This window comes from Parashewanella sp. 2210YD4-3, assembly GCF_056591735.1.
In genome coordinates, this window is sequence record NZ_JBWQOG010000007.1 from 225,082 (window position 1) to 251,831 (window position 26,750).

The following is a 26,750-nucleotide window of genomic DNA, read 5'->3' on the forward strand; positions in this document are numbered from 1 at the left end:
TTGTATTAGAATATCTTATAAATGAGGAATATTACCCATGTGTGGTATTGTCGGAATTGTTGGTCTGTCAGCAGTAAACCAAACCATCTATGATGCTTTGACGGTTTTGCAGCATAGAGGCCAAGATGCTGCTGGTATTGTAACTGAAGATCAAGGATCATTTAGGTTGCGAAAAGCCAACGGCTTAGTAAAGGATGTTTTTGAAAATAAGCACATGCAACGCTTGCAAGGTAATGCAGGTATCGGTCATGTGCGTTATCCAACCGCTGGTAGTTCAAGTGCATCAGAAGCCCAACCGTTCTATGTAAACTCGCCATTTGGTATTTCTCTTGCTCATAATGGTAACTTGATCAACACCAAAGAGTTATTAGAGCGTCTGGCACTCAAACGTAGACATATTAATACTACCTCTGACTCGGAAATATTACTCAATCTGTTAGCAGATGAACTCCAGCATGTGAGCGGCTTGTCACTGACACCAGATGAAGTATTTAGCGCTATTCGTCAAATCCATCGTCAAGTGAACGGGGCTTATGCAACGGTTGCAATGATTATTGGTCAAGGGTTGGTCGCATTTCGTGATCCAAATGGTATTCGCCCTCTTGTTTTGGGTAAGAATGATACTGAACATGGCACCGAGTACATGGTTGCCTCAGAAAGTGTGGCATTAGATGCTGTAGGTTTTGACGTGGTTCGTGATGTCGAACCAGGCGAAGCAATTTATGTAGACCTCCAAGGTAATTTACACAGCCGCCAATGTGCAGACTCACCTAAGCGTATCCCTTGTATTTTCGAATTTGTATATTTTGCTCGACCAGACTCAACGATAGATAAAGCCTCTGTTTATGCAAGTCGCATCAATATGGGAACTAAGTTGGCTGAAAAAATTAAAACCGAATGGGAAGATCAAGATATTGATGTGGTGATCCCGATCCCTGAAACTTCATGTGATATCGCGGTAGAAATTTCTAATCACCTAGGCCTGCCTTATCGCCAAGGCTTTGTTAAAAACCGATACATTGGTCGTACTTTTATTATGCCGGGTCAACAAGAACGCAAAAAATCCGTTCGACGCAAACTTAACGCAATCGGTGCAGAGTTTAAAGGTAAGAATGTACTACTGGTTGATGACTCAATCGTGCGTGGTACTACTTCTGAACAAATTATCGAGATGGCTCGCGAAGCGGGAGCCAAAAAGGTGTATTTTGCTTCAGCGGCTCCAGAAGTTCGTTTCCCTAACGTTTATGGTATTGATATGCCAAGTTCCAATGAACTTATCGCTTATGGTCGAGATGTGCAGGAAATTGCTAAAATCATCGGTGCAGATGGCATGATTTTCCAAAATTTAACTGATCTAGTTGATGCTGTAAAATTGGAAAATCCAGACATTCAAGAGTTTGAAACGTCGGTGTTTGACGGCCATTATGTGACTCCTGGTGTTGATCAAGCTTATTTGGATCACCTAACAAAACTCCGTAATGATGATGCAAAAGCCACAAGCAATAAAGATTTAGGAACAAATCTAGAATTGCATAACGTTTGCCATCCATAGAGTACGAATTTGGTAGTAAAAAGCCAGACCTAGTCTGGCTTTTTACTGTTGAGCAGCCATAAGTATATGAGCTGGTAGAGATTTCATTCTAGGACTTCCTTTGGGTAATACTACAAAAAATAAACAATTACTAATATCCTGCTTTGATCTGATTCTCATTACCTCTGCAGTACGATATATAGCACCGTTTTCCCGCCGGTGAGAGCTATAGCTGTATCCCCAAACCGCGTTCCCTTCGACTAAATTGATAAAAGCAAAATCTCTTTGCGACAAAACGGCTTCTGAGTCTCCTGGGTCACAATACAGAAGACTTGCAGGGGCTTCGAGTTTTTGTTTGAAATTTGGTCGAAGTCTTAATATTTCACCTTGTACCATTGTAGTATGATTGGCTACAGCTTGTTCAAGAGCTTTAATATTGCAAATAAGCTTTTGAAGTTCAGTACTATCAAATACCTCTAATCCGAGTGATTTTTTTAATTCTGATATCAAAGCTTCGCTGTTGTCTTGACAGGCAATTTGCTCTAATGCCGAAGAAAAGGCGCCAGTTGAAAGCTTTTCTTGAAAAACATCAGGGGTAGTACCAAAGAGTGTTAAAGGTAAGCTGTATAAGTTAACTCTATTTGAAGTTGGTAAGACCCTCTTGGTCGATGATTCTCTAATAAACGAATTATCAAACAACCAACCCCACATATCGTTGTCAATAAGTACTTCTACCATTTTTGTTCCTGCGTCAGCTAATTTACTTGCTAGGTATAATTGCAAGTTGTGGCTGAGTTGGCCATGCCCCATTCTTTGAGACCAAAAGCTATCAATAAAACCATGTGGTTTGGCCCATTCGTTAGCGACCTTAGATTCAACATGACCATCAAATATCGGTAGACCTTTTATTGAAATATCGCTTTGAGTACAGGCATCGATGGCATCTAATAATTCTTCATAAGAAAAGGATTGGGGCTGCTTTTCTTCTGAAGTGATTAAGAATTTGCAAACTCGTTGTTTTTGCAATTTTGTTAAATAGGAATAACTAAAAGAGTCTTTATCTTTGATTGGAGAAGCAACAATCGTCCCAAAGTCTGCAGCTGTTAGCCTAGAGTGTATATTGTCAGTTGCGAGATCAGGTCGTCTCTTTAAAAGCTTTTCTCCGATCTTGCTAAGGGGAACAATCAATTTTCTCACATCCGTTAGGTAAGGAATTAAAGTTTGTAGCTGGCACCTTACTTCCTTTGGAATATCTTGATATTTGGGCTCAGCTAATTTCTGGAGTAGCTCCTCAGTATAAGCCGCGATATGATTGTCAATAGCACTAGCAACAACAGGAGAAATACTGCAAGAAGGAGTAAGTAAATCTGCAAAGTTTAGTCTTGAACATTCAATGATTAATTTACCATCTATTTCTGAAGCCGCCTGCATTTGAAATAACCTAGCTGTTCTTTCTGCTGTGCTTGTGCTTGGAATAAATTCAGCACTATGACTTCGTTCTTGTTGTTCTAACCAAGTTGAGAGTTCTTTTTCTGGTGTAGAACTAGGAATCCCATTTGGAGTTAATAGACTGGAATATTGAGGGCGGGGGCTGTTTTTTGAGCTGTGAAATCTAGAGAGTCTTCGGTCAGCCTTAACTTGTTGTAACCTTTGACCAGTATTGCTTTTAGGCCATGTAACTCCAAAAGACTGGCACAAGTGTGGTGCTACTGAGTATGAGAGTGATGCAAGCATTGCTATCTTTAATCCAATGGGCAATAACTCAATTGTAATTTACCCAAATTAAGCCACTGTTGCCGAAAGATGTTTTAATGTTTATCAAGCTCATTAAGAAAAAATTGCTGTCAAGAGGTGAGCCTTGAGCTGCAGCATTTATCAATACAGGTATCCTCTTTAGCTTTAAATTCAGAGTGTAAATTAATACTCCTTGTTTATTTGAGTTACCGATTTTGTGAACAAGCTTTCTTGATAGCTCCACTTTCAAAAAGTACTATTTAAATTTGTTGTGGTTAACTGAATCGTTGATATCTGCTATTGATTCTAGAACTTTGTAGTCTATTGGATATACATGTTGGCGTGCTGCAAAATAATTCTGCAGCGAAAGCACAAGCTTTTGCTAGTCCTCTTTTATTTCTACTTGCTAAAGAAGGGCATTCTGCATATACACCTTTTTGCAGTGCTGGATGGCTAATTCTCCATATTTTCGAACGTAACTCAGTTCCTTTGTTAAGTGCAGAGGTAAATTCATCCGATAACTTTTGTTCTGTTTTATTGACTAATGATAAGTTTCCGGAGTCTTGAGCTCTTAAACCAGTATCCTTGCTATCTACCTTAACGGCAACTTGAAATGTAGTATCTCTTAAAAAGCAGCCTATATTATTCTGCTCTGGCGCTATGCTGACATTAAAATTCATTTTTCTGTCATCAGAAAATTCAACCGAAAGCTTTTTCACATTACAATCTAGGAACTGTTCACAGTCGACCTCTTTGATCGCGCAGGCACTTCCTTTCGGTACATAAATAACTAAATTTGTCCCAAAAGAAATTGTGCGTAATTCTGGTGCATTTGATGACGAAGAAATGAGGGGGCTAGCAACACTCATGCAGATGCCTTTATTGTACAAATAAGTTCTCACATAGTACGAGAGGTCACGCAAATATATAATTAACAATCGATTAATTATTGTTTATTTCACGGAGGCTGCTCAAACTACAAAAGTGTCTACCCTCATAAGATCTTGTATTTCAATTTGTAATTTGTCGTCTGGGTTTAACATTCCCACTCCAGCAGGAGTCCCTGTCAGCACGATATCATTAGGTTCGAGAGTAAAATGCTGGCTGATGTAGCTGAGTAAATTCGGTATATCAACCAGCATATCTTTTGATTGACCGTGCTGCTTCAGTTGCCCATTGATGAACAATTTATATTCTAAAGCGCTAAGGTCGTGATTCTCAAAAGGGATGAAATCAGTGATAGGGCAGCTGTTATCAAATGCCTTAGCTGTCTCCCATGGGTGCCCTTTCGATTTAAGCTCTGCTTGTAAGTCTCGATACGTTAAATCTAACGCCGCGCCAATTCCAGATATCGCTTGTTCAGCTTGTTGTGGAGTCACTTTCGTTAACGTTTGCCCAATCAAAATAGCCAGCTCAGCTTCATAATGTACAGGGTAAGGTGCTTGGCTAACATTAATTGCCTGGTTGAAATCACATAATGCTGTTGATGGTTTAATAAAGAGTAAAGGTTCTGTAGGAATAGGGTTGTTTAATTCTTTGGCGTGTTCAGCATAGTTGCGGCCAACGCAAACAATTTTTGATGTCATCATATTTTTTTATTAATTTATTTTTAATCAATGAGTTGTTTTATTTGATTTGTTGTCTAATCAGTCAGACACTGAAATTACCATAATGCAGATTCTTTTTGTATGTTTGTCTGATTTTTGTTTATGCACAATACTTGAAATTGTAAAAAGTTAATTGAGTTTGGAGTCTTAATGACCTTACCTAAGCTGCCAAAACAAGTTGTTCAATACGAAGTGGCCCGCCATGTATGGGAAGGAAGAGATTTATCTTCAATCACTTTATCCAATGGGAAAACATACAATGTTGGTTTTGGTGAGGATGGTGTTTTGGCTGCATCAAGAAAATCTGAATACTCTGGCGTAAAAGATGCCTTTAAATCGTTTTTTATGTATTGCCTTAAGCTTGTTGGTATTGAGCGTAGAACGTCTGATTACATTATCAAAAGTATGTATGAAGAGCATATCCATCTGATTTATACGATGACGATGATTATACTATTCCTAATGGAGTTCCTTTTTTAACCAACGTTTCAGAATGGAGGTCAAGATCAACGTTACAAGAGCAACAGGTTATTAATCAGTCATTTAATGTTCCAGAAGCTGACAGCGATATTGAGTTTACTCGAGCTTATGGTTTTAGTAGAAAAACCTGTCCTATTTTAAATAAACGCTTAAATCATAAAAATGCCATTGTATTGAACGCAAAATGGAAGCCGATAGCAGTCTCAAGAGAAGGGCTAAGGGCTTACTTTCTTTATGATTTTCCTGATGCAAACTTGGGAGTTAAGCCTAGCGAAATTAAACCAAAAGATATCGTGCCTTTGACAAAAGAAAACTTAACTTGGCGCAGTTTTAAGGATTGGCTATACCAAGATGTTGAATCAGAGGAAGCAAAAGAGGCGTTACCCGCAGAAAAAGAGGGTGTACCTCTAGAAGATGAATCGCCCAGTTTTGTAAAAGAGGTTCTTATCAATGAAAATGAAGCTAAACCTAGCACAGTTGGCAAAAAGAATAAGTCGGAAAGAAGAAGTAAAGGGCTCCCATCAAGTAAAGCTAGATAACCTAGTTCTACATCAGGGAGACTTATTAAACCTTAACCAAACTCGTTAAGCCGTTTGTTTCTGTTCAATGTATTTATCAACTAAGCGTTCCAAAATCGATAATGGAACAGCGCCATTTTTTAGCACTACATCATGGAACTCTGCAAGATTAAACTTATCGCCTAACTGGTTTTTAGCTTTTTCTCTTAGCTCCAAAATCTTCATCATACCGATTTTGTACGACGTTGCTTGGCCGGGCATGACGATATAACGTTCAATTTCAGACACTACATCACTTTGTGCCATACCTGTATTGGCTTTCATATAATCAATAGCCTGCTCACGAGTCCAATGCTTGTGATGAATACCTGTATCAACTACGAGACGGACGGCTCTGAATAACTCTGCTTGTAAACGACCGATATTATCTTGTGGGTGTTTTTGGAACCCTAATTCCCAAGCGAGTTGCTCAGCGTACAATGCCCAACCCTCAGTGTAAGCAGTAAAACCACCCATTTTACGCAAAAAAGGTAACCCTTCTAGCTCCATGCCGATGGCAATTTGGAAGTGATGGCCGGGGATCCCTTCGTGGTAAGCGAGGGTTCGCATGCTGTATGTCGGTGTAGCTTTGATGTCGTACAAGTTAGCAAAGAAACGGCCCGGGCGAGTGCCATCAAGAGATGGCTGTTGATAATAAGCGCCGGGTGAGGTTTTTTCTTTAAACTCTGGAATCCGTACTACTTCCATTCCCGCCTTAGGGCGAATATTGAATGCGTCGTTAAGGCCTGCATCTATTTCATCAAGAATGGTTTGATAGTCCGCTAAAATCTGCTGACGACCATCATCATTATCTTGGTAGTAATATTGTTCATCATCGGCTAGATCTTCTATTGCTTGTGAAAAGCCATTATCAGTATTGATATTCAGCTTTGTCAGCTCAGTTAATATTTCCGTTTGTATTCTGTCTACTTCGGTAAGGCCTAGGTTGTGAATATATTCAGGGCTGTAATCGGTTGTAGTAAAGAAAGCTAGAGCTTGTTTATATGCTTGGTCGCCACCGGGGAGTCGCCAAAAACCAGCATCAGTAGTGGCTTCTGGCTTAAGTTTAGTGAAGTAGTTGATCAAAGATTGATAAGCAGGGTAAACGTTAGTTTTAATAGCTTTATTAGCTTCAACCAAAACTCTTTGTTTTTCGGTAGGATCTAGGTCATCTATTTTATCGAGTTTATCTTTGAGAGATGAAAATAAAATATTTTCTTCAATCGGTGTAGCTACAAAACCATTCATTTCATCTATTACACGCTCAATAACAAACTTCGGAGGAATGATTTGTTTTTGCTCTCTAATTTTCAGTCCTTCGAGATTTTGAGAAAATTTAACAGGAACTTTATTTAAGCGCGAGATGTAGTTATCTGCATCTTCGATGCTGGTTACTTGGTGTTGAGCTTCCATAAAGCTTGGAAAATTATTTTGTAAACCAAATAACTGATTTACAGGGTAGTTGTGATGACGGTATTCATAAGAAGAATCTAAAAAATCCAAGAGATATAACGTGATTTCTTTAGACAGTTTATCGTTTTCGTTAAGATCTGCATCGTCATATTGTTCTACAAGTACTCTGATTTTCTTGGCCTTATTGAACATTCCCTCTAATACTTGAGGGCGGTCATCATCTAATTCAGCATTATGGCCTTTGATGCCTACAGACTCTAAGAAGCCTAATGAAGTTAATGTTTCTGGACTTTCGAAAGCAATTTTAACCATTTCTCTGTCGAGTAATGAGCTCAGCCTAAAAGGCTTATCTGCATACCATTCATGTGCTGCTAAGCCTCCACCTAGTCCAATAGCGACAGCTAAACTAATCCCAGTCCATTTGAAAATCTTTTTAACCATTAGGGTTCTCCTTATTTTATTAACACAAGGTTAACATTGTCATTTTTAGGAGAACAATGGAGAAAATGTAACAGGGTTTGATAGTAGTGGGTTTACCACCCACACCCGTGTTAGAGGGGGCTCTCCAGCAAGCCCCCTCTAACAGCTCCCCCTGCCGCCCCTCAAAGTTAAACGCTATTCCTCTTATGGCAAAAAATACCTAACGTTTCCGATGCTACATCCATGTAGCTCGGAAACTAGCGCAGCGTCCATGCTGCGCTTACGCCATTTTTCACCAACGATGAATAACAACTTTGAAAGGGGGGAGTCTAGTATTCTGAAAGGGGGTAGGGTTGAATTTGGTTCATTTAATCAAGTGGGAATAGTTACGAAAGTGAGATTTTTGTATAGAATATTTTGTTCTGTTAATTTTGATTTTTTTCTTTGTTCTAATGCGAGAAAAGAATTAAATAATAAAGCTACTAGCAGGAGTAAGGGTTTGTCTTTAGCACTTGAAGAGCAGGGAATTTATTTATATCACTACACTAGTGTTGAAAAAGCACTAAATATACTAAACAGCGGACAAATTTGGCTAAGTTCTATAGCTAATGTAAATGATCCTAAAGAGTTTTCTGATTGGGAACTTACATACTGCAAAGGAAACCATAACCTTTCTGTTGAGGATTGTGGTGAAATAGGTATTGCAATCAGTCAAGCGAGTAAAAAAAGTTCAAAAATAGCCTGTTTTACTCAGGATGTTTTAACTGAACACAACTCACCCTCAAATAGATATCTTGATTTAGGTTGTATTGGTCGAGGTTATGCTAATTCGGCAATGTGGCATTTTTATGGTGAAAAACACACAGGGTGCTGCCTAGTTTTTAATAAAAATAAGCTGGTAAATCAATTTGAAGAGCAAACCTTGGAACATATAGCACATAATAAAGCAGTAACTTATATTGATGAAAAGTTCGGAAGAGATATAGGTTTTGAGCCATACCATTTCGATTTAGATAAAGTGCTTGGTAATGGAGTTTCTAATTATATTCAAGAGTTTCTTGCAACACGTTTTTTAGAACTTTATTTTATTAAGCAATCGGTATGGGCTTATGAAAAAGAATATAGATTTTATGTTGTTGATGATAATGAATCACCATTCAAGATGAGTTTTGGTAATGCACTTTCATATATCTGTTTTGGAGTCGATTGTGATGACTCTGACAAGACTAAAATAAGAAGCCATATACAAAAACATGGATTTTCGACTCAAGAAATTAGATTTAAGAATTAGACTATTCAAACTGTAATGTAAGGTGTAAATATATTATTAATAGCAGGTCAATAAACTTCATTATGGTTCCCAATATCAATCAATATGATTGTGCCATCTTCTTTGATTTTTAATGTAAGCAAAATACGGTAGCTCATATTGATGGAGACTGACCATAGCCCATTTGCTAGTTTATGGAGTCGTAATGATGGGTGAGTGTGATTGATTTGCAGGAGCTTTAAGACTTTCGTGTATTGCTGAATGATCTCTGGGTGCTTTTTTAAAAACTTACTTGCTCGCCTAGCGTAGCTTTTGGTTTCAATCAGCTTATTCATAGTTCAGATTCATTAAGCAATGCGGCTACATGGGCGTCGACATCATCAATCACTTTATAATCCCCAGCTTTTAAGTCAGCTTCGCTTTCTGCTAATGCTTGGCTTAATTCCCATTCTCTGAATTTCTGATATTGCTCGATATCGATTGCCGCAATGATTGGTTTACCACGGCTTGATACAATGCATACACCATCATTCTCAATAGCATCAGAAAGAGCCTTAACCCCTTTCACTTTTACATCATTGGCCTGCACATTCATAACAATTTCCATTACCATTTAAGCGTACTTTTAATAGTACCCTTGAAATGGTCTGTTTACAAATTAAGCTTCTGGAAAGGTAAGTGACAAAGTTGATGCGGAATCATCTAAGTAAGAGCAACAGTGGGATAAGACAACCGTCCGTGACAGGATGTCACGGTCGTCAGCACATGGATGTGCGTTTCTGTTGTCGTTCACACTGTTGCTCGTATGAGAGGAAGGAATTGATCAAAACCTCTTTGGCTTCCACTTCTGTAATTCAACAGGAATCGAAATCCCTTGAGATTGCAGCAAGTTAATACGAGCTTGATATGCAGCGCCTACCATCAAATGACGAGCTAAGTCTGCAGCATTACGAGCTTGGTAATCATCTAAGTACGAACCGCTTGCCCATGCGTTGAATGCGCCTAATGCTGGGCCAGCCCAGATTTGGTAATCCATTTCTCTGCCAGATTCCCCTTGGTTTGACCAACGGCTAGAAAGCCCTAGATACCAACGGAAAATCAATGCCATTTTGCGTTTTGGATTACCTGCTGCACGCTCGATTTGTTTTGGGTCGCGCTCATTAAAGTGTGCAACTGTGCCTTTCCAGATTTCATCTAATGAAGTTCTGAAAACTTGCTGTTCTAGTTTTGCTCTTTCATCGGCTGGAATGGCTTCAATCGAATCATAGCGAGTATAGATTTCGTAGAGTTTATTCGCGCGCATTGGGAATAAAGTACCACGCTTAACCACTTGCAGTTTAACGCCCATTTCGAACATATCAGCAGCAGGGGCCATAGCGACATCCGCCATTTCAGTTGTTGCAAGCAGTTTGCGTGTATGTTCACTAGCCCCAGCTTCTACACAAGCTTGGTTAATAGAGCCAGTCACAATGTAAGCCGCACCCATATTAAATGCCGCTAAGGCTGCATCTGGTGTTCCAATGCCACCACCAGCACCAACACGCAGTGGAGTAGGGTACTGATATTGAGCCTGCATTTGATCTTTTAGGGAAATCAAAGTTGGCAATAAAGTAACAAGAGGGCGATTGTCAGTGTGACCACCAGAATCCGCTTCAGCAGTAATGTCATCAGCCATTGGCACTTGCATGGCCATTTGCATTTGATCTTCGGTGATCAAACCATCTTCTAGCAAAGGTTTAAGTAGCTTCTCTGGTGCTGGAGCCATAAATTGTTTTGCGACTTCGGTGCGGCTGACTTTAGCGATGACTTTGTTATTGATTTGGATGTTGCCTTGTTGATCTCGGCTTAAACCAGCAGCGCGATATAAAACTATTTGCGGAGTTAGCGCTAAGAATGCAGAAGCCTCAACCGTTTGTACTTTATGCTTTAGGTACAGCTTTACGCTGCCCCATTCAAGTGCAGGCTCACTTGGACTATGAATAAGGTTAAAGGCATAAGGGCCATTAGGAAGCTCGGCTTGTATACGTTTAATGGCCGATTCTACTCGGCTTGGGATTAAACCTGCTGCGCCAAAAGAACATAAGATCCCTGCTTTACCTAAAGCAATAACCAGTTCTTCTGATGAAATACCATTTGCCATTGCACCAGCATAATAAGCGTATTTAACACCGTGAACGCGTCGGAAATTGCTGTCACCTAAGCTTTCTGTTCCTAAAGCTGGGGCAAAGGCACTGACTGGATATTGATGATCTAATACTTGATAGGCGGGTATAACGACTTCTGCTTGATGACTGCACGCCAACCCTTTCTCAGAGTGATTGACGATATAACAAGGTTGATTCAAGTCTTGTAGTGATTGGCTCAAAGTGCTGCTATCGAAATTCAGTTCCGATTTATCAACCTGCCACGGCCAAGGGCTAATTTTGTTGTTATTGTCTAATTGCAATGTCATCGTTGTTCCTAAGCGTAGATACAACCTGTCTGGTCGTTTCGTCATACCTGCGAAGGCAGGTATCCAGTGACTTTGGATATCAGCGATTCAAAAGTCGCTAGACTCCTGCCTACGCAGGAGTGACGATTAATATGTAAAAGTTTTATTCAGTCTAATTGGGCTTGGTTCGAGTATTATAGTTTTTTATTTAGTGTTACTCCCCATAAACACAAATAGCGATATCGGTCACTTCATAAATCCGTAAGCCGTCTTTACTCAAGTTAGCATCACCTTTGATAATAACTTGGTTCGATTCATGGATGATATCAGTGATGTGAACATCCAGTGACATTTGTTTGTTCAATGGGGTGATTTGTCCACGATACTTCCATTTGATATCAGATAATATCTGTCCGAATTTCGGTTTACTAAACTCTTGTCCTAACCCTTCATTCAATACAAAAGTTTGCATCAATTCAATAATGGCTTCGACTCCTAATGAACCCGGCATCACTGGGTCTTGATGGAAATGGAATTGAAAGAACCAGTCGCTAGCATCAACGGTACGCTCTGCGTATAAATAGCCTTTTTGAGCTTTACCACCTTGGCGAACAATGTCTACTTTATCGATAAAGTTAAGCTGCTCTCCAGCCAAGCGATAATGAGGTTTATCATCAGGTGCGATAAACAGCGGGCAAGCATCATCAAGCAAATTGATCTCAACATCAGCTGCAACTTGATTTTGGTGATGCCAAGCTTGAGTGACATTGCCATTGTCTAAGCCAAGCTGGTGGGTTAGTGCTTGTTCTTTAAAGTAACCAAATACGGCACTGCCACGATAAAAGGGTTCATTATCAACGGATAGCTCGAAGGTAAAGTTTTGAATAATATTACTGCCAGCTACTACGGTTGAAAGCAGCTTTGAATCATTCACTATGGTTTTACCACGTAAATCGATATGACGTAATAATTCACCTGAACCATCCAAGTTACGGAAGAACAGTTCATCATTCGGGAATTGCAGCGTTGTTCCCATCCATGCTGAAATAAAGCCGTTTGGTTGTAATGATATTTCCATTAGTACCGAATAAGGCATTAAGCTTTCGTGAGTATTTTTTTCAAAATACCAAGCGTCTTCTGGGACTTCATACTCAGCAATGCAAGAGGCAGGGTTGCGTAAGTCACCACGTTTACCTTGAATATCGATCACTCGTGTTGTGAGCTGTAAATCACCACAAGGAGTGCGAGGTGGGATCAAGTCACGATAGATACTAAAGTCTGAGCCAAAACACTTTTCAATATCACCCGTAGCAAACTCAAAGAGATGATGTGGTGTATACGGCAGAGTATCAGGCTTAATATTTGGATAGTCTGTGCATAATGGTGCAGCCACATGTTTAATAGGGATCACGCCCTTGTTAGTAGGTGCTGAGTGATTTGGTATTTGCGCCATCAGTGGTGCGTTTGGTCTATTGCCAAATTTAACTTGGGTTTCGGTAGTGGGCTCGATGTAACGAGTACAATCTGCTTCTTCTTTGATCATTACCCCAAGGTTTTGGAAATCAACCACCACTTTGCCATTAAGTAGAATATCAATGTTGGCTTTGGCAAAGGGGTGAGGATGCAGACCAATTTCCGTCACTTCCATACGGTATGTCAAAGTACCATGCTGTGGTAGAACCTGCCCACGACAACGTACTTTTTGTGATGCACCTTTTAGTGGCTGGAATCGACCTTGAGTCACCTGAGTGTGCATACCCAAATGCAGCATAAAGAATTGCAATAACTGACCACAACCTTCTGCCATTAACGAACCAGCCATAACTTGGTCGTCTTTAAAGTGGCAAGGGAAGTACCAATGATCCGGTGCTAATTGTTTTTCACCTTCAACAAAGCCTAATCCCCAAGCTCCGCCGTGGATATCAAGATGATTGACTTGCTCGATCATCAAAAACTTTTCAGATGCAAAACATAAAGATTGTTGAACGCCATGTTGAGCTTGATAGTTCGCATGCTGACCACCGAAGCAATTACCTATATCGCCACTTAATAAATTCGCAATTCGTTGATAGTTGAATTGAGTTTGTGGGCAATGAATCAATGGTTCAAAACGAGGTTTGTTTATGGATGAGAGTGCAGCACTTCGAGTTGCAATTTCATCATCGGTGCGAATTACACCTTTACCGTCAGCGAGTTCTTGATCGGTAAAGAAACCAGCACAACCGCCATCCATTTTCAGGATCATCTTATCGCCGACAAAGCACTCGTAAGAGAAGAAAAACAGCAAGGTATCGCCATTACGAGCAAAGTTGTTGATGGAAATGTCATAACGCAGAGTATCACCACCACGAGGTAAATCGCCTAAGAAGGTTAGGGTGCAATCGAGCAATCTGTATACCCGTTCACCTTTATTTTCAAAGTCGATGCCTAAGTAACTGATCAACATCAGATCGCACTGACCAGATTCAACCGCTACTGCCCAAGGGATCTGACCATCAACTAAGTACGGTGCATCGACGGGAATATCATATTCTGTGGTCATAGTACTTGGCTGGTATTCATTGGTAGCGGCATTGAGCTTAGTGACGCGAGAAACCAGCAAGTAGTCCGTAGTCGGCAAACGTACTCGGCGAGTATAGTCATCAATAACAGCATATTCGCTACCAAACACCTTCGCAATATCACCTTCAGCGTATTCAACTAAATCGTGATAATCCCAAATACATGGTTTGTGTTCTGGTGTAGGTACGGTGTAAGGTGTGATTTGGCTTAGAGAATGAGGGTGTTGCCCTGTCACTCCTGCAAAGGCAGGAGTCCAGTGACTTTCTTCTTCATTATTCAAAAGACTCTGGATGCCTGCCTGCGCAGGCATGACGGTATCATTTTGTAGTAGCAGTGATTGTTGCTGCTTTAGTAATGAATCAGCCAGTTGCAATCCTTGTTGCCGAGTTTTTAAGTAAGCTAAATGAGCTTCACGAGCTAAAGATTGATTATGGGCGATGGCCTGCAAATCATTCATAGTTTCAGAGGACAATGTAGATCTATAGTTTGGTAAAACAACCGTTTGTGGTTGGGAGATAGGCTCTTTCTTTCTCTGTATACCTGCGTTTTCGATATGATCAAATGCATCAGAGATTTTACGATTGATTAAAGTTTGATTTTCCATAGGCGTATCGCAAATATGTTTCACAATATCTCGTCCGCCTAAAGTGACGGTTTTTATCAAATGTTTAGCATCTGTCCATGTTAGATTTTGTGATAAACGAGTGAGTAGCTGATCGTATTGATTTGCACTTTGCTTTAATAAAAGCTGTGACTGTTGGGATTCTGTTTCTGTAGTAACGATAGCTTGGTTTTTTACTGGCATTAATTTTAGTAGTGCATATAACGCTGATGCCATGCCTGATGCGGCAAAACAATGACCAACAGATTGTGCAGCACTATTATGACTTTGAGTCAATTCGATGGCTTTATTGTGTTCTACAACTGAATCATCTGCCACTAGAGCACCATCAAAACTGAGGTTCTGGATTTGACCGTAAGATTGTTCTGAATTGGTAGTCAAAACAATAGCTCCAGCCCCTTCACCAATGTTCCAGCCGTCACTGTTCTGATTAGGTACGAGATTAACCGCTTGAATCTGATTGTGAAGAATGACTTGTTCTGCGCTACCACTTAAATCAACTGCGGCAATGACAACAGCTTTTACATCATCTTGTTGGATCAAGTTGTCGGCAACTTCTAAGCAGCGATTTACTGAATGTTCTGCAGCTGAAATAGTAAAGGCTGGACCATTAAAGTCCCATAGTGATGAGATACGAGACGCCATAATGTTACCAATAAAGCTGGTGTATTGGTTGAGTTTGGCGGCATCTAATACCGAATCCATAGCAATGGCTTCAAGTTGTTGGTATTCATCTTGAGAAAGCGAAATACCTTGTTGTACCAAGCTGTCTCGAATTTGAGAGTGAAGATTCACTCGACCACGGAATTGATGCAACTCTGGCTCGGTTTCCATTGCAACTAATACCGCAACATTACTTCCAGCTTCTAGCTTGGCATCGCGGATCGCTTCATCGGCAACTTTAATTAATAGTAATTGTTGCGCGATTAAACGGTCGTCTTCATTTGGCGGCACTTTAAAACGTAAGAAATCAAAATCGAAGCCTTCAATAAATCCACCTTGAGGAACTTGATTTAGTCCCAAATTAGCGAGCAGTTCAGGCTGGTTTTGCAAGCCTTTCCAGCGCAGTGGTGGAAGTTGAGTAAATCCAGTTTGATTATTTTGTATGCCTTGATACCAAGCATTAATAGAATCAAAGCGACCAAAGTGTGAGGCAATGCCAGAAATATGTAACGGTAAAAACTCGGTAGGTTTTAACTCTGGTTGATGCACTGGTTCACTTATTTGATTGGGCTGATAACTTTCTAAAACCAAGTGAGCATTACAACCACCAAAACCAAATACCGAGACACCAGCATGCTTTTGTTCTGACTCATACTTTTTAGGCCAAGCTTGGGTTTCAGTCGGTACTTGTTTGCCTGAAAATAATTCGTTAGGTGAAGTAATCGCTTGGTTCAAGTTTATGGTTGCTGGCAGTTTTTCGTGCTCCATGGCGAAGATCATTTTCATGATCCCCGGCATGCCCGCAGCTGTAAGCAAGTGACCCAAATTCGACTTGGCTGAGCCAATCATTGGCGCAGTGGTATTGTCTAATTTGTCAGTAAAGAATTGTTCCATTGAGGTCAATTCAACCTTATCACCCAATGGTGTGCCCGTGGCATGGCACTCAATGGCTTCCACTTGTTTGGGGTCTAGCTGAGCATCAGCATAGGCACGTTCAAAAGCCAATACCTGACCTTTCGAATTCGGGCTTAATACAAATTGTCCTTTGCCATCATTAGACAAGCCAACACCAGAAATAACGCCATAAATGTGGTCACCATCGCGTTCAGCATCAGCTAAGCGTTTTAGTACCAAAACACCTGCGCCTTCACCAGCGAATAAACCTTGGCTATTTTCATCAAACGGAGCAGAGCAGTTATTGTCTGGGTAAGCGTGGAAAATGGAGAAGCCCATATTGATAAAAAATGGATCCGCGCCTGACATAGCACCCGCTAACATCACATCAGCTTTACCTGAGTTAAGATAATCACAGGCCAGCTTTACGGCGTAAACCGAACTTGCACAAGCAGCATCTAAAGTGAGCTGGCATCCGCCTAATCCTAATGCTTGGTGCAGCACTTGGGATGCACTGTGAGCCGCTGCGAGATGTGTTTTTATATCGGTTTGTTCTTGAGATTGATTCGAGAAGTGAGTTAGCTTGAAATCAGGCTGTTGAAACTTTTGTTGCAGTCCTTTTTCTACCGCTTGATGGTAGATAGGTAACACTAGCTCATTGGATGTTTTTGTTGGAAACGACAAGCTGCCCATCAGCACACCTGTGCGAGATAAGGCATTTGAATCCAATGAAATATTGGCATCAGCTAGTGCTTTACGACCACAGTCGAGTGCCCATAAAAAGCCGTCATCCAAATGTGTCAATCGCTCTGCTGGTAGATGGTAACCGTCAGCATCAAACGTAAAATCTTGAACATAACCACCGCGATCGCAATAGAAACGGTCGGACTCGCCTTGTTGACCTTGGTAGTCAACAGGCTGAGCGTTAAGTTTGTCAGCCGTGAGCTGGGTTCTTGAATCTTGTTTATCTAATAAATTTTGCCAGAACTCTTTCACATTATGAGCGTTTGGATAGCGAGCAGCTAGTCCAACAATCGCAATCTTTTGTGATGTTCCAGAGATCTTTTTTGAAGACAAAGAGTGAGATGATTCAGGCTTCGAAGGCACTAGTGGCTCTCCTTAACTGGGGTAAATCGGGTAGTGAGGGCATCGATGGAAAGCGGTACCCGTAAACTGATCAATTTGGCGATGCCATTTAACAGACTAGACACGGTATCTTGTCCTTTACTATTTAAGGCAATAGTGTGACATTCTTGATTACCTTGTAATTGTTTATTAATTAAGGTGGCAGTTTGTCTATCCGCGCCGACTTCTACAAAAATGCGACTGCCGTGAGATATTGCCTTATCAACCACACCTGAAAAATTCAATGGCCTTGTAAAAGTCTTGGCAATACTGCTGGCTATAGACTCAGAAGATATTGAGATTTTATCGAATAGGGCTGACTGAGACGCTGAAATAAACCGAATGTCAGGCACCTTTTCGGCAATCGGTTGATTATAAAATTGTTGGATATCTTCTTTTACCAGGTGTGATGCTGGTGTGTGCATGGCGGTAACCATATTTGAGGCTATTCCACGCTTACCAATAGCTTTGAGTAGATCACGACAAGCTTGTTCATCTCCAGCAATGATGCAGGTATCTTTGTGGCTGATTGCTAAGTAAGCTTTCGGGAATTGCCCTAAAATCGAATTGATTTCATCAGCAGATGCTGCGATATAAAAACTGTTCCATTTTATGTCATCATCCGCATTTAACTTCCATAACTGTCTAACCGCAGTTAATGAGCCAGAAATTTGATGCTGAAAAATGTCACTATTGGCAGTTGCATCAATCAAGGTTTCTGGTTGTTGCCACACGCCAAGGCTTGCCCACATGGCGGTTTCGCCCATGGAGTAACCTAATGCAAACTCTGGTAGTAAGTTGAATTCTTCAAGCAATAATTGACTCAATAGGTAACTAACACCTACGCCAGCAATTGCTTGTTGGCTTAACGTGGCTGTAGGCGCCTTCTCTGAGTAATATACTTGCGTTTGCAATAAGGCGTTAATATCTAACTTTTTAGCTAATTGAGTAAATGGCTTTGGAAAGTACTGATGTAACCCTGAAAACATATTGGAATAAGCGGTGCCAACACCGGGATAGACAAAGGTGAGTCCTTTTTCCTGTGGCGGCTGCGAATAAAAACAACTGCCACGTGGAGTAGAGAAACGCCAGTTTTCATTGTTCTGATTATCTAATGCTGCTTGTTCAAAAGCTTTCAGCTCAGCGAGTAACTGAGCTGGGTTAGATGCTTGAATGACTAATGCCAAAAGGTGCTGATTTTGGTAGTTCAGTAAATTGTCCTGCATGCTTTCGAGTATGTTTGAACTTGCTGAAAGCGCCTTTGTTTGAGTAAGCAACTGCTCAATCGTTTCACCCGTGATGATAAAAAACAATCGAGTTGCAGCGACCAAAGGCATTGGTCGCTCAACATCTAAGTATTTTTTGATATCAAAGCTTGCGGTCACAGGCTATTAGCTCCTAGCTCACTTAGCTCTGAATAAGGCTCAAATACCAAATTTGGACTGATGGTAACAGTGGCTTGCTTCATAAAACTGCAAATTGAGCCTGTGTCAGATACCAGAGCAATATCAGCTACAACTTGATGTTTACTTGCTTTGGTGATCTTAAGTTTTAGCTCAGTGACTTTGTCACTCGGATCAATGGAGCAAGCTTGATATTCACCAATGCTTACTGGCAAGCTGGAATAGCCCGAATTAAGCTTTGTCCACACCAATAACGCTTGAAGCATTAAATCTTCGGCAATTGGGTGGTGTGAAAAGGCTGAATTCACAGCACCGTCTTTTAGGCTAGGTAAATCTAATTTAGCCATTAAGCCTTGCTCATCGTAATGAGTAAGCTGACTTAAACCTTGCAGTTGCTCACCATGGAATAAGGTTCCATCTTGATAAAACGTTTTGGCTTCAATGTTCTTTGGTGAAATGCCATCCAGTTCAATCACAGGGTTCTTGGTATCACTCTCTAGCAATTGAGCTTGGTATTGCGGTTTACCATCACATTCGATGGTTGCCAGAATACGATCGTATTGCTTTTCAAAGCCTAATGACAATATTTTCGGATTAGCACTATCAAACACAATACCTTTCAACAGTTGGTAATGTTGAATGTGCCACGACTTACCTGTTAACTGCTGCGCTTGCGCTAGCATCCAATCTAAGGCGCACACTGTAGGAAGAACAGGGTGGCCTTTAATTTGATGTTGTTCAATAAAACCCAGTTGTTGCGGATCCAATGTAAGAGTGATCTCTTTATCCCGCTTAATTACATCCGCATTAGGCTTTTTTGAATGCACGTCCTCTTGGTGTGCTGAGTTACCTTGCATATCAGAGCCGATCAATAGCTGGCTAGAAGATTTCGATAAAATCTTATCGGAAAACAATTGGGCTCCAGCTTCTAATGGGATCACATATACACCACGTTCGGTAAACATCTTTTTAAGGGCAGAGTTCACCATGCCACCGTCCCATGGTCCCCAATCGAAACTGATGCTTTTACAGTTCGGGTAACGATGGCTTAGCTGAATGGCAGTTTTATTCAAAATCTCATTCGCCATGGCGTAATCGCTTTGACCAGTGTTGCCATAAAATCCAGCCGCCGATGAGAACAATGCAATCAACTTCATCTGTGACGGTTCTAAAACTTCCAGTAATTGGTTTAGACCGTTCACTTTAGTGCCGTAAACACGAGACAGTTCTTCTAATGACTTATCTTGAATCAGCTTATCTGCCAATACGCCAGCACCGTGAATTAACCCCGTAATAGGTGTTATCGCAGTGAGTGGCAATAAGGTTTCAGAAATAGCATCGGCGTTGTTTACATCTAAAGAAAGGTATTCAGCACTTGCGCCTAGCTGTTCAAATCGACGGATTGCATGGTCAATTTCAAATGAACTTTTAATCGGCCAAATCAAGTCATTAATTTGTTTTGGGCTTGGCTTTTTACCTTCAACCATTAATGCTGAAATTGCCGCTGACTTGAGTTCATTAGCTGATTTTCCATGTGCCCAAGCAGGAAGTTCATCATATGATAGCTGTTGGCTACGACCTGCAAGAATGAAGTGAGCTTGTGTGGCTTGTGCTAGTTTTAACGCACATTCCAGCGTTACACCTTTAGCGCCACCAGTGACCAGAATTTTATCTGATGAAGTGACGTCAGCAGCGTTAGACTGTTGTGATTGCTCACCGGCAACTAAAGTGAAGCGACCAGAGTCACTGATTCCGATTTCAGTTACCTGAGTTTGATCAAACAATTCAGCAATAATGGCATTTGAAAATTCGGCATTATCTAAATTGGTATCAATGTCTAATGCTTTGCAGCTAACGTGGTTCCACTCATGGGATAAGGTTTTAGTTAATCCCGAAAGTGCCGCTTGATTTAATTCAAATGGTGAGTCACTTAAATAACCAAATCCACCGTCCATTCTTGAAACAGTAACAAATTGGCTTTGCTCTAATTGAGATAAGATAGGTTGAAGATGTTTGGCCCACAAGAACGCATGTTCAACATGGGAGTAGGCGCAGTTATCAAGATTTATCTCAAGATTAGCTTCTTGCTTAGGCTGCAAGTGAATAAAGCCTTTGATACTCCCTAGCTCTTGAATGGTAGCTAAGGTTTCAGTAATCGCATTATCGTTAATTTCAGAAAGCGTAAATTGGGCAATATCACTGCTTAATGGTGAATGTGCCGTTAATACGGTTTCAGGTGCATGAACAACAGCGACGGTTAACCCTTTTGCGGTGAGCTTTTCAGCTAGAATACCTGCATTTTGTCCATCATCAGTGATGACGAACAAGCCGCTGGTGTTTGCTGATTCTGGGTTAGCCGCCGCTGGCAGCTTTTTTAAGCTGACTTCGCTGTGTGGCGGAAGCTCAATATTTACTGCCTCATTGTTCGCAGCTGGAGCTTGGCTTACCAATTCAATTGACTGAGCAGTGGCCGTCAACTTTGAATTCATATAAGTAACGATTTCACCCAAGGTGCGACACTCGGCTAAGTCTTCAGGGTTTAACTCTGGAAGATCTGGCAGTTGGTCTTGAACGGTACCAAGAATTTCAACACGCTTGATGGAGTCGATACCTAAGTCGGCTTCCATATCCATGCTTAGCTCAAGCATCTCGGTTGGGTAACCCGTTTTATCTGCGACTACAGCAAGCATGGTTGATTGCACTTGTTCTGCATTTAAGTTTGAGCTAGTTGCAACTACTGGTTTTTCTACAACTGGCGCTGAAGAAGATAGCTTTGAATTCATATAAGTAACAATTTCACCCAGTGTACGACACTCGGCTAAATCTTCAGGATTTAATTCTGGTAGCTCTGGAAGCTGATCTTGAACAGTACCAAGTATCTCAACACGCTTGATAGAGTCGATACCTAAATCGGCTTCCATATCCATACTAAGTTCCAACATCTCTGTTGGGTAACCAGTTTTATCTGCCACTACCGCAAGCATGGTCGATTGAACTTGTTCTGTATTTAGGCCAGATGTTGCAGCAGTTGTTACTGGAGCAGAGCTAATAGGTGCCGATGCATCCAATTTAGAATTCATGTAAGTGACGATTTCACCCAGAGTGCGACACTCGGCTAAATCTTCAGGGCTTAATTCAGGAAGTTCTGGCAGTTGATCTTGCACCGTACCAAGAATTTCAACACGCTTAATGGAATCAATACCTAAGTCAGCTTCCATATCCATGCCTAAGTCCAACATTTCTGTTGGGTAGCCGGTCTTTTCTGCGACAACAGACAGCATGGTGAGTTGAACTTGCTCAGCGTTTAAGCTTGATGTAGTAGTGGGTGCGACATGAGCAGAACTAACAGGCTCTGATGAATCCAATTTTGAATTCATGTAAGTAACGATTTCTCCCAGAGTTCGACACTCGGTTAAGTCTTCTGGGCTAAGCTCTGGCAGTTCAGGTAGTTGATCTTGCACCGTACCTAGAATTTCAACACGCTTGATAGAGTCGATACCTAAATCGGCTTCCATATCCATTTCTAAGTCCAGCATTTCAGTTGGATAGCCAGTCTTTTCAGCTACGACTGATAGCATGGTGCTCTGAACTTGTTCAGCGTTTAATCCTGAACTTATTGGTTCAACCACAGGCGTTGATTGAGTCTGATTAACAGCAATTGGCGTTTGAAGTGGTTGCGAAATTGCTGCTTCGGCCGTTGTTTGCGCGACAACGGGAGCCGTCTGGCGTTTTACTTCAACAGGATTTTGAACGCTTGACTGCACTACATTTTGTTTTACTGCAGTAGAAGCTACAGGCATTTCCAGTTTGCCAGATTGCAGCTGTGTACCATTTAGCATGGCCAGCGCCGCTTGGTTTTGGCTAGCTTGTAGCTGCATGAATTGCTCATGGCTTTGCAGCGTTTGGCTTTGGTGCTGGTGGAACATTTCCATTGAACGTTGTAACGCTTCTGGAATGGCTAACCCTTGGCTGGCTAACTTAGCTTGCTCTGCCATAAGAGAAGCAAAAGTGTCGCCGTATTGCTGTGGGATTTCTAAAAATTGTTGATGTAACTTAGCCACCTGATCTTGAGCAGCAAAGAAAGCATCAAGCGTTTTTCCTGAAGCGGATGGAGTTGAGGAAGCAATAGGCTTAGAGTTAGGTTTGTTCACACTTGATTCCAGAGGTTTTTCAATAATAGGTTTTTCAATAATTTTTTCGACGATTTTTTCTACTGGTCGGTCGACGTATTGGATACTAGAGCTAATGGCTCCATTCTCTAACGATTGTTGCATTTTTTGCTTGGTAGCAGGGCTGATGTAGTTGTGTCCACAAAGCTTAACTGACATACCGGAAGCGGGTTCACTTCTCACTTTTTCGGCTTGATACGGGTCGATGTTCTCTAGTTCGATACCTGCTACAGCCAATTGAGTCGCGGCGGTTCTGAACTGAAAATCGCTATCGCCTTTGGCGTTTGGGTTGATGCTGATGGCTATGATTTCATCGTGCTCATTGGCTAAATTATCAGTAACTAACTTTTTGAGAATATCTTTAGGGCCAAACTCGACAAATACGCGAGCGCCATCTTGATACATGTTTTTGATTTGCTGTTGGAAACAGACAGATTGCAGCATATGCTGTTGGAATTCAGATTGAATAACATCAGCATCATCTTCATACAAGGTGCCAGTGGCATTGCTGTAAAGATCACATTGAGGAGCATTAAATTTTGCGGCTTGAATGGCCTCTGCAAAAGGTTGCTGCGCATGAGAAACTAATTCGGTATGGAATGCACCTGAAACAGGTAGCTGAATCGCTTTAAAGCCTTGCTCTTTTAATAGTGGGCCAATTGCTTCAATGGATTCACTGCCGCCAGCAATCACTTGTTGTTTACTGGAATTATCATTGGCGACTTTTACATCATCAAATTTAGCCAGACATTCATTGAGCTTTTCTAATTCTGAACCAGAACCCGTTGGCAAAATAACCGCCATCATACTGCCAGCATCTTTACCTTCAGGTACAGATGCCATGGCTTTACCACGAGCAAAAGTCAGTTGGTAATAATCGTCACGATTAATAACACCAGCGGCACGCAGCGCCGATAATTCACCAAAACTGTGACCTGCGACCATATCTGGAGTAAAGCCAGCTTGCTCTAATAGCTCAAATTGCGCCATAGACACAGCACCAATGGCTGATTGAGCATAAGCGGTATCCGTTAATTGAGCTTGCTGTGCTTTTTTGTCCGCACCGTTGAATGCTGGAACAGGAAACACACGCTCAGATAAGCGTTGCTGTTGGTTTTGCGTATAAACCGCATTGGCAGAGTCAAACTCAGCACGAGCTTCAGGGAAGTTACATGCCAGCTCTTTTGCCATGTTCACATATTGAGAGCCTTGACCTGCGAATAGGGCGGCAACCATAGTCTTGTGATTTACTAAGGCATTTGGACGATAGCTCAAACCTGATGGTAATTGCCATGGTGTATCTGATTTTTGTTTTAGTTGCTGTAGAGCTTGTTCAATTTGCTGTTTAGCTTGCTCAATGTTTGTTGCAACAAATCCTAATCTTGGGCGTCTTGATGGAATACCTTTCAGTGGATATTTTGTAGCCAACTCAGATAGCGAAAACTCTTTTGATTGCACATCTAAAAGCTCATCAATTAAATCATCAACACTATGAGCACTGAATAACAGTGAGGACGCGACTGTACGCTGACGATACTTGCTATCGCGAGCATGTTCAGTATCGTATTCCTCTAAAACTATATGGAAGTTAGTGCCACCAAAACCAAAGGAGCTAATACCACCACGACGTGGTGTGTTATCAACACGAAGCCAAGGGCGGGTTTCAGTATTCAGATAAAATGGGCTGGTTTCGATATCCAATTTTGGATTCGGTTTTTCAACACTAATGGTTGGCGGCAGCACTTTGTGGTGCATAGCCAGCGCCATTTTAATAAGTCCTGCTGTGCCAGCGGTAGATTTAGTATGACCTACTTGAGATTTTATCGAGCCAAGCGCGATATGCTGTTTTTGGTCATTGTCTTCAGAGAAAACAGAGCTTAATCCAAAGAATTCAGCCACATCACCCGCTGCGGTGCCTGTACCATGAGCTTCAATCAAACCAACGGTTTTAGGTTCAAAGCCGGCATCGTCATAAGCACGTTTTAATGCTTTGGCTTGTCCTTCACTGCGTGGTGCATAAATGCTTTTGAATTTACCGTCTGATGAAGCACCAACGCCTTTAATTACGGCATAAATTCTATCGCCATCGCGCTCTGCATCTTCTAGACGCTTTATAGCAATCATTCCAATGCCTTCACCTATCATCATACCGTTAGAGTCGGCATCAAATGGTTTTATGGTTTCTTGATCAGTAAAGGCGGGAGTTTTGGAAAAACTCATGTACATATAAGGGGAGTTGTCGGCACAAACGCCACCAGTGATCATCATGTCTGAGCGACCTTCAACTAGCTCAGTCACTGCCATACGAATCGCGGCATGAGAACCCGCACAAGCGGCATCGACCACACAGTTCATTCCACCAAGATTAAAGCGATTAGCAATACGACCTGCAATCACGTTACCTAATGAACCTGGGAATGAGTTTTCTTCCCAAGGTACATATTGATCTTGAACTTTTTGGATCAGCATTTCGGCATCTTCATCGCTGATGCCACTGTTTTTAAACACTTTACGGAGAACAGGGTATTGCAGTCGAGCATTCATGCTTTGGCTGATCTGTTGACCGCCACCTATACCAAGGGTAATCCCAATACGATCTCTGTCGTAATCTTTCCCAAGTTTTGCATCGGCTAATACTTCTTTGGCAACGACTAGAGAAAGCAATTGTGAGCTGTCCGTTAGTTCCAGAATATTAGGTGGTAAGCCAAACTCCATCGGGTTGAAATCAACTTCTGGCATGAAGCCACCACGCTTGCAGTAAATTTTGTCTGGCGTGGATTTGTTGCTATCGAAATAGTCAGACGCATTCCAGTGGGTATCTGGTACGTCGGAAATTGCGTCAACTTTATCGCTGATTAAATCCCAAAATTCATCTAAGTATCGAGAATCGGCAAAAATGCTCGCCATGCCGACAATGGCAATAGGCGTGTCTTTGAGTCGACGGTTTAGCCGCTTATCTTGCTGCTGATCGTGTGTGGATGTTTGGCTCATACTGAGTCTCCGGAAAATAAACTGGCTTTAGCGCGCTCGGAATTGGTGTTTTGATTCGGCATCTTAGGCACAACACGAGTATCGGCATTGGGAAAACGAGCTAAAAAAGATTGATAGTTTTTTACTAATAGTTTGCGTAAATGAAATGGCCCTTGCTCAAGTACGTAACTGATATAGCGATTTGAAGCTGCCGTTTCGTTGTCTTGATAAATATCAATATATACCCAATCGCTTTGGCTATCGGTACCAATAAATACTGAGGTCGGCTTGCCTTTCGTTATGCTGTCAGGGACGCTAAATGCCATCACTTGAACCACTGTGTCACCATCTGCACTGGGTAAATTTAGGGTTTCAGCTAAGGTTTCAGCATTAAGGGTGAAACGGCTAATGTCTGAACCTTGCACAACAGGTAGGGCATTAAAAAAAGGTTCAGGAACATCATTTAGGTCAGGTTCGTCACCACGTGAAAAGCCATAACGTTTTAGACAACGAGCAAGCCCAGAACGCGAAACATTTGGGTTGATAAATTCTTGAGTGATTTTTAAAAGCTTATCTAATGACAGCTTAAGCAGTACTCTCAAACCAACCACTACGTATTCATCAGCTGCAGAAAGCGTGGTGTTAAGATGATGTGGAGTATGATCTCCATCTTCAATGTTCTTGCGATTACGCCACTTTCTAACTGTGGCTTGGCTGATGTTGAGGATCTTAGCCAGCTCAGACACAGTAAGATCTGAGGTTTGAATAAACTTCCTCATTTCAGGGGTAGTAGTCGCATTTCCGTGTCGTTGACGTGACGTCATTTAGCTTTAGCCCTGCTATTTCAAGTAATAAACTCTTGGGACAAAAAGTTTAAGAAGCGATAAAATACACTTCTT

15 protein-coding genes are annotated in these 26,750 nt (G+C 41.4%); 4 read left to right on the forward strand and 11 right to left on the reverse strand.

Annotation, left to right across the window (positions count from 1 at the left end):
• Positions 1-37: 37 nt before the first annotated feature.
• Positions 38-1,552 (forward strand): amidophosphoribosyltransferase, encoded by a 1,515-nt coding sequence (gene purF / locus AC1EU0_RS12475; protein ID WP_480302786.1) that lies wholly within the window; start codon positions 38-40, stop codon positions 1,550-1,552.
• Between the two features lie 42 nt (positions 1,553-1,594).
• On the opposite strand, the gene AC1EU0_RS12480 is transcribed toward purF, so the two are convergent.
• The 3 genes from AC1EU0_RS12480 to AC1EU0_RS12490 form a co-directional block, all read right to left on the reverse strand.
• On the reverse strand, positions 1,595-3,265 hold the full coding sequence (locus AC1EU0_RS12480; protein ID WP_480302787.1) for a hypothetical protein: 1,671 nt from the start codon (positions 3,263-3,265) through the stop codon (positions 1,595-1,597).
• 275 nt (positions 3,266-3,540) lie between these two features.
• On the reverse strand, positions 3,541-4,134 hold the full coding sequence (locus tag AC1EU0_RS12485; RefSeq protein WP_480302788.1) for a hypothetical protein: 594 nt from the start codon (positions 4,132-4,134) through the stop codon (positions 3,541-3,543).
• Between the two features lie 102 nt (positions 4,135-4,236).
• Positions 4,237-4,854, reverse strand: coding sequence for a fumarylacetoacetate hydrolase family protein (locus tag AC1EU0_RS12490; RefSeq protein WP_480302789.1), 618 nt, complete (start codon positions 4,852-4,854; stop codon positions 4,237-4,239).
• A gap of 168 nt (positions 4,855-5,022) precedes the next feature.
• Between AC1EU0_RS12490 and AC1EU0_RS12495 the strand changes: the two genes are divergently transcribed.
• A complete protein-coding gene (locus AC1EU0_RS12495) occupies positions 5,023-5,352 on the forward strand; it encodes a hypothetical protein (RefSeq protein ID WP_480302790.1) in 330 nt (109 codons plus the stop codon).
• 173 nt (positions 5,353-5,525) lie between these two features.
• Positions 5,526-5,891 carry a hypothetical protein gene (locus AC1EU0_RS12500; RefSeq protein ID WP_480302791.1) on the forward strand — a complete coding sequence of 122 codons (366 nt, stop codon included), beginning with the start codon at positions 5,526-5,528 and terminating at the stop codon, positions 5,889-5,891.
• Between the two features lie 45 nt (positions 5,892-5,936).
• On the opposite strand, the gene AC1EU0_RS12505 is transcribed toward AC1EU0_RS12500, so the two are convergent.
• Complete coding sequence (locus tag AC1EU0_RS12505; protein WP_480302792.1) at positions 5,937-7,763, reverse strand: DUF885 domain-containing protein; 1,827 nt, start codon at positions 7,761-7,763, stop codon at positions 5,937-5,939.
• A 250-nt stretch (positions 7,764-8,013) separates the two neighbouring features.
• Here AC1EU0_RS12505 and AC1EU0_RS12510 point away from each other — a divergent pair, with 250 nt between their 5' ends.
• Positions 8,014-9,033 carry a DUF2971 domain-containing protein gene (locus tag AC1EU0_RS12510; RefSeq protein WP_480302793.1) on the forward strand — a complete coding sequence of 340 codons (1,020 nt, stop codon included), beginning with the start codon at positions 8,014-8,016 and terminating at the stop codon, positions 9,031-9,033.
• A 47-nt stretch (positions 9,034-9,080) separates the two neighbouring features.
• Here the strand turns inward: AC1EU0_RS12510 and AC1EU0_RS12515 are convergent, their stop codons facing one another.
• From AC1EU0_RS12515 to AC1EU0_RS12545, 7 genes are all read right to left on the reverse strand, one after another.
• Complete coding sequence (locus tag AC1EU0_RS12515) at positions 9,081-9,347, reverse strand: type II toxin-antitoxin system RelE/ParE family toxin (RefSeq protein WP_480302794.1); 267 nt, start codon at positions 9,345-9,347, stop codon at positions 9,081-9,083.
• Positions 9,344-9,607, reverse strand: a complete 264-nt coding sequence (locus tag AC1EU0_RS12520; RefSeq protein ID WP_480302795.1) for a hypothetical protein — start codon at positions 9,605-9,607, stop codon at positions 9,344-9,346. The genes AC1EU0_RS12515 and AC1EU0_RS12520 overlap by 4 nt, the downstream gene beginning before the upstream one ends.
• A gap of 228 nt (positions 9,608-9,835) precedes the next feature.
• Entirely contained in the window at positions 9,836-11,464 is a 1,629-nt protein-coding gene (locus AC1EU0_RS12525; protein ID WP_480302796.1) for a PfaD family polyunsaturated fatty acid/polyketide biosynthesis protein, read from the reverse strand.
• Between the two features lie 193 nt (positions 11,465-11,657).
• Complete coding sequence (locus AC1EU0_RS12530; RefSeq protein ID WP_480302797.1) at positions 11,658-17,291, reverse strand: hotdog fold thioesterase; 5,634 nt, start codon at positions 17,289-17,291, stop codon at positions 11,658-11,660.
• Complete coding sequence (locus AC1EU0_RS12535; protein ID WP_480302798.1) at positions 17,291-18,694, reverse strand: PfaB family protein; 1,404 nt, start codon at positions 18,692-18,694, stop codon at positions 17,291-17,293. The genes AC1EU0_RS12530 and AC1EU0_RS12535 overlap by 1 nt, the downstream gene beginning before the upstream one ends.
• Complete coding sequence (locus AC1EU0_RS12540) at positions 18,691-25,872, reverse strand: beta-ketoacyl synthase N-terminal-like domain-containing protein (protein ID WP_480302799.1); 7,182 nt, start codon at positions 25,870-25,872, stop codon at positions 18,691-18,693. Before AC1EU0_RS12540 ends, AC1EU0_RS12535 begins: the two co-directional genes overlap by 4 nt.
• Positions 25,869-26,675: a helix-turn-helix domain-containing protein gene (locus AC1EU0_RS12545; protein WP_480302800.1), complete on the reverse strand. Its 807-nt coding sequence runs from the start codon at positions 26,673-26,675 to the stop codon at positions 25,869-25,871. The genes AC1EU0_RS12540 and AC1EU0_RS12545 overlap by 4 nt, the downstream gene beginning before the upstream one ends.
• Positions 26,676-26,750 lie beyond the last annotated feature (75 nt).

What these genes read in the sequence shown, in the direction of transcription:
- purF (WP_480302786.1), top strand. Translation starts at nt 38, where the DNA reads ATGTGTGGTATTGTCGGAATTGTTGGTCTGTCAGCAGTAAACCAAACC.
- AC1EU0_RS12480 (WP_480302787.1), bottom strand. Translation starts at nt 3,265, where the DNA reads ATGCTTGCATCACTCTCATACTCAGTAGCACCACACTTGTGCCAGTCT.
- AC1EU0_RS12485 (WP_480302788.1), bottom strand. Translation starts at nt 4,134, where the DNA reads ATGAGTGTTGCTAGCCCCCTCATTTCTTCGTCATCAAATGCACCAGAA.
- AC1EU0_RS12490 (WP_480302789.1), bottom strand. Translation starts at nt 4,854, where the DNA reads ATGATGACATCAAAAATTGTTTGCGTTGGCCGCAACTATGCTGAACAC.
- AC1EU0_RS12495 (WP_480302790.1), top strand. Translation starts at nt 5,023, where the DNA reads ATGACCTTACCTAAGCTGCCAAAACAAGTTGTTCAATACGAAGTGGCC.
- AC1EU0_RS12505 (WP_480302792.1), bottom strand. Translation starts at nt 7,763, where the DNA reads ATGGTTAAAAAGATTTTCAAATGGACTGGGATTAGTTTAGCTGTCGCT.
- AC1EU0_RS12510 (WP_480302793.1), top strand. Translation starts at nt 8,014, where the DNA reads ATGCTGCGCTTACGCCATTTTTCACCAACGATGAATAACAACTTTGAA.
- AC1EU0_RS12515 (WP_480302794.1), bottom strand. Translation starts at nt 9,347, where the DNA reads ATGAATAAGCTGATTGAAACCAAAAGCTACGCTAGGCGAGCAAGTAAG.
- AC1EU0_RS12520 (WP_480302795.1), bottom strand. Translation starts at nt 9,607, where the DNA reads ATGAATGTGCAGGCCAATGATGTAAAAGTGAAAGGGGTTAAGGCTCTT.
- AC1EU0_RS12525 (WP_480302796.1), bottom strand. Translation starts at nt 11,464, where the DNA reads ATGACATTGCAATTAGACAATAACAACAAAATTAGCCCTTGGCCGTGG.
- AC1EU0_RS12540 (WP_480302799.1), bottom strand. Translation starts at nt 25,872, where the DNA reads ATGAGCCAAACATCCACACACGATCAGCAGCAAGATAAGCGGCTAAAC.
- AC1EU0_RS12545 (WP_480302800.1), bottom strand. Translation starts at nt 26,675, where the DNA reads ATGACGTCACGTCAACGACACGGAAATGCGACTACTACCCCTGAAATG.